We start from the raw sequence: 4,591 nt of genomic DNA, 5'->3' as shown, positions 1-4,591 counted from the left end.
TCACTATACGGGGAGAAGGTGCCGGCAGGCGGATGAGGGGCGGCGGCGTCGGTTGCAGTCGATGCTATCGAAAAAAGCAGAACCGTCCACTTGCAACGGCCCTGCTTCTTATCCGAGCCTTACTTGCCAGCCCTATACCAGCTGTCGAGGCCGTCCTGCAGCTTCTTGGCGGCAGCTTCCGGCGTGACGGTGCCGTTGATGACGTTGGCCGATTCAACCCACGTCTCGTTCTCGAGGTTCGGCGTGCCGCGCGACAGGATCTGATAGGTCGAGCGGATCGTCGACTTGCACTTGTCGCGCCAGGAGACGAATTCCTGTGCCAGCGGGTCTTCCATCTTCACCGGCGTGTTGTTCAGGCTGAAGAAGCCCGGTAGCGCGTTGGCGTAGATGGTGGCGAAATCCGGCGAAGCCACCCAGGTCAGGAACGTCTTGGCCGCATCGGCATTCTTCGAGGCTGCATTCAGACCCATACCGATATCGGTGTGGTCGGAGATGTAGCAGGTGTCGCCGGCTTTCTCGACCGGCGGCGGGAAGGCGCCCATCTTGAACTGCGCCTGCGTGTTGAACAGGCCGATTTCCCACGAACCGGCCGGGTAGATGGCGGCGCGGCCGAGGGTGAACAGGTTCTGGCTGTCCGGATAGGTCTGCGCCTCGAAACCGTCGCCGAGATAGTCCTTCCACTTGGCAAGTTCGGCATAGGGCGCGACCCACTGCGGATCGGTCAGCTTCTGCTCGCCCTTGATCAGCGCGGCGCGGCCTTCCTCGCCCTTCCAGTAGTTCGGGCCAATGTTCTGGTAGCCCATGGTCGCGGCTTCCCAGAGGTCCTTGGTGCCCATCGCCATTGGAATGTAGGTGCCGTCGGCCTTGATCTTGTCGAGCGCGGCGAAGAACTCGTCGCGCGTCTCCGGCACCTTGATGCCAAGCTTGTCGAAAGCGTCCTTGTTGTAGATGAAGCCGTGGATGACGGACGCCATCGGCACGCAGAAGCTCGACTTGCCGTCGTCGGTCTGCCATGCGGCCTTGGCGACGTCGGAGAAATTCTCCATGCCGGGCAGCGTCGAGATGTCGGCGAGGTTGCCCTTCTTGAACAGCTCCAGCGACTTGTCGAAGGGGCGGCAGGTGATCAGGTCGCCCGCCGAGCCGGCGGCGAGCTTGGCGCCGAGTGCTGCGTCATATTCGGTCGGCGCCGACGGCGCGAACACCACTTTGATGCCCGGATTCTTGGCCTCGAAAGCCGGGATCAGCTTGTCCTTCCAGATGGCAAGATCGTCGCCGCGCCAGCTTTCGATGTTGAGCGTTACGTCCTGGGCATAGGCCATTCCGGCTGAGCCGAGAATGCTGGTGCCGAGAAGAAGTGCCGTCAGTAGTTTCGTAGTCATGCTCAGTCTCCCTGTTGACCTTTTTCAGGTTCGGTTTTGAGAACAGAGGCTTTCTGCCCCATGCTCCCCTCAATCACGGAAAGGGCCGGGCGCAGCTTCTGGCCGGCCCCTTCCAGTATCTTCTCGGCCGCATTGGCGCTGGCGGCGCCGGCGGCGAGCAGAATGGCGGTCTTGACGCCGCCGCCGCTCTTCTCGAGCAGGCGCGCCGCATCGTCCTTGTCGCGCCCGCTGATGGCGGCGACGATGCGGGCCGCGCGGTCGCGCAATTTGATGTTGTCGGCCATGAGGTTGACCATGTAGCCGTCATGGACGTGGCCAAGATGGATGGCGGCCAGCGTCGAAAGCATGTTGAGCGCGATCTTCTGGGCGGTGCCGGCGCCCATGCGCGTCGAGCCGGCGATCAGCTCAGACGGCGTTTCGAGCAATATGGCGATATCGGCCAGCCGAAGCAGCGGCGCATCCTTGTTGTTGGCGATGGCGATGGTCGCCGCGCCCCGGCGCCTGGCGTCCTCGATCGCCCTGACGGCATAGGGTGTCGAGCCGCTGGCCGAGACCGCGATCAGGCAGTCGCCTTCGCCGATACCGGCAGCTGCAACCGCGGCCGAGGCTTCGCCGGTGTCGTCCTCCGGCCCGCCGGCCAATGTCTTGAAGGCATCGTCGCCGCCGGCGATCAGTATGGCGATGCGGTCGCGCTGAATGCCGAAGGTGCCTGGCAGTTCCAGCGCATCGGCCAGCGCCATCAGTCCCGAGCTGCCGGCCGCCGCATAGGCGAGCTTGCCGCCGCTCTTCAGCCGGGCGGCGACGATCTCGGCTGCATCGGCGATGGCGGGGATGGCGCCGCGCACCGCCTTGGCGGCCTCTATCTGCGCATTGGCCAAAGAGGAAAGGATGGCGTCCGGGGCCTGGATGTCCAGCCCCTCGGCATTCTGGTGAAGCGCTTCGGTGCGCGTTTCGGCCATCCGCTTTCCTCCGATCCAGAAAACAATACCAAAAAAATACCACTTGTCCACACGCATTAGCGGATTCGTTGCAACCAAATCGGTCTGCCGGCAAAATGCGTTGATTTTTCAACAAAATACCGCTTAATCTTTTTGAAACGGAAATTAATCCTTGGCTATTGGTACTTTATTGGTATTATCCGCCCGGAGGAGAAATCGCGTGAATTTCGTGCTTGGCATCGATGGCGGCGGCACCAGCTGCAGGGCGGCCCTTGCGGCAGCGGACGGCACCGTCGTCGGCCGCGCCAAAAGCGGCGCCGCCAATATCCGCACCGATCTCACCGGCGCCAGGGCCAACATCGTCGACGCGGCACGGCAGGCCTTTGTCGCCGCCGGACAAGACCCCGAACTGATTCCACAGACCCCGGCCATCCTCGGCCTTGCCGGCGCCAATGTCGGCACCTACAGGCAGCAGCTCGAAGCTATCCTGCCGTTCAGCCAAAGCCGTGTCGAGACCGACGCCGAGATCGCGCTGGAAGGCGCGGTCGGTTCCGGCGACGGCGCCATGGCCATCCTCGGCACCGGCACCGCCTATATGGCGCGCAGACAAGGCAAATCGCGGGCAATCGGCGGCTGGGGTTTCCAGGTCGGCGACCAGGGCAGCGGCGCCCGCATCGGCCGCGACCTGCTCGAACAGACGCTGCTCGCCTATGACGGCATCCGCGAAGCCTCGCCGCTGACTGAGGCCATGCTTGCCATCTTCCGTGACAATCCCGAGGATTTGGTCGAGTTCACCACCAATGCCAAGCCCGGTGATTTCGGCGGCTTCGCGCCCAAGGTCTTCGACCATGCCGAAAAAGGCGACGCCGTCGCCAACTGGATCCTGGATAAGGCGGTCGCCGATGTCGAGGCAGCACTTGGCGTGCTCGATCTTGGTGGCGACGATCCGCTGTGCCTGCTCGGTGGGCTGGCGCCGCTTTACGCGCCGCGCCTGTCGGCGCGTTACCGGGCGCTGCTGAAGCCGCCGCTCGACGATGCGCTGGGCGGTGCGGTGCAGATGGCGGTCCGTGTCTTCGCCAAAGCGGCGGAGGCGGCGCGATGAGCGAGGCCGCCGACCAGATTTTCGCCACGCTGAAGCAGTCCTCGCAAAGCGGCGCGCCACTCTATCTGCAGCTCAGGAAGAGCATCGAGGATGCGGTCAATCGCGGCCTGATCGGACCGGGCGACGCGCTGCCTTCCGAGCGCGACATCGCCAGCAAGGCCGACATTTCGCGGGTCACCGTGCGCAAGGCGGTGCAGGATCTGGTCAAGGGCGGCATTCTCGTCCAGCGCCATGGCTCCGGCACCTTCGTCGCGCCGCGCATGGAGCGCGTCGAGCAGTCGCTGTCGCGGCTCACTTCGTTCACCGAGGACATGGCGCGGCGCGGCATGGCTGTCCGTTCGGCCTGGCTCGACCGTGGCCTCTATGCGCCCTCGCCGGACGAGATGATGGTGCTCGGCCTGTCGTCAAACGAGCTGGTAGCCCGCGTGGCGCGCCTGCGCATCGCCAACGACACGCCGCTGGCGATCGAGCGCGCGGCACTGTCGGCCAGCGTGCTGCCGGATCCGGCGGCGATCGGTTCGTCGCTCTACGCTGCGCTGGAAACGACCGGCCTGCGGCCGGTGCGAGCGGTGCAGCGCATTTCGGCCGCCAATCTCGGCGACAGTGACGCGCGCCTGCTCGAAGTGCCGCCCGGGATTGCCGGGCTGCACATCGAGCGTATTTCCTATCTGGCGAGCGGCAAGGTGATCGAATTCACCCGCTCCATCTACAGGGGCGACGCCTATGATTTCGTCGCCGAGCTCCGGCTGAGCGGGCCGGGCGAAGAGGGCCGGCCATGAGCGCAACCAAAACTCATATGCGGCGCGAGATCGAGGAGATCCCGGAGGCCACCGCCCGCCTGCTCGACGGTTCGGGCGCCGTGCTGACCGAGGCCGGGCGCGGCATTCGCGAGCGCGACCCGAACTTCGTCGTCACCGTGGCGCGCGGTTCCTCCGACCATGCCGCCACCTTCATGAAATATGCCGTGGAGCTGACCGCCGGCCTCGCGGTCGCTTCGGTCGGCCCATCGATCGCCTCGATCTATGGCGCCAAGCTCAAGCTGGCCGGCTCGGCTTGCCTGGCGATCTCGCAAGCGGGCAAGTGCTGCCAGCAACTTGTCGTCGCCAGTGCTGTGCGCCATCAAGGCGAGCCCGGCGACGGCGGAATTGACGAAGGTCTTGGTCGCCGCGACG

Annotated in this window: 5 protein-coding genes; 3 read left to right on the top strand and 2 right to left on the bottom strand. The window is 64.9% G+C overall.

Going from position 1 to position 4,591, the window contains the following annotated elements; translation table 11 throughout:
* Positions 1–119: 119 nt before the first annotated feature.
* Both E5W87_RS08885 and E5W87_RS08880 read right to left on the bottom strand, forming a co-directional pair.
* Positions 120–1,379, bottom strand: coding sequence for an ABC transporter substrate-binding protein (locus E5W87_RS08885; protein WP_292396097.1), 1,260 nt, complete (start codon positions 1,377–1,379; stop codon positions 120–122).
* A 2-nt stretch (positions 1,380–1,381) separates the two neighbouring features.
* Positions 1,382–2,338: an N-acetylmuramic acid 6-phosphate etherase gene (locus E5W87_RS08880; RefSeq protein WP_292396094.1), complete on the bottom strand. Its 957-nt coding sequence runs from the start codon at positions 2,336–2,338 to the stop codon at positions 1,382–1,384.
* 199 nt (positions 2,339–2,537) lie between these two features.
* On the opposite strand from E5W87_RS08880, the gene E5W87_RS08875 reads away from it, so the two are divergent.
* The 3 genes from E5W87_RS08875 to E5W87_RS08865 all read left to right on the top strand — a co-directional run.
* On the top strand, positions 2,538–3,419 hold the full coding sequence (locus E5W87_RS08875) for an N-acetylglucosamine kinase (protein ID WP_292396088.1): 882 nt from the start codon (positions 2,538–2,540) through the stop codon (positions 3,417–3,419).
* Entirely contained in the window at positions 3,416–4,198 is a 783-nt protein-coding gene (locus E5W87_RS08870; protein ID WP_292396085.1) for a GntR family transcriptional regulator, read from the top strand. The genes E5W87_RS08875 and E5W87_RS08870 overlap by 4 nt, the downstream gene beginning before the upstream one ends.
* On the top strand, positions 4,195–4,591 hold a 397-nt coding region (locus E5W87_RS08865; RefSeq protein WP_367118806.1), incomplete at its 3' end, for an SIS domain-containing protein. The genes E5W87_RS08870 and E5W87_RS08865, both read left to right, overlap by 4 nt.

The sequence above is a fragment of the Mesorhizobium sp. genome (assembly GCF_004962925.1).
Taxonomy (GTDB): Bacteria; Pseudomonadota; Alphaproteobacteria; order Rhizobiales; family Rhizobiaceae; genus Mesorhizobium.
This window is presented reverse-complemented; position numbering and strand designations above follow the sequence as displayed.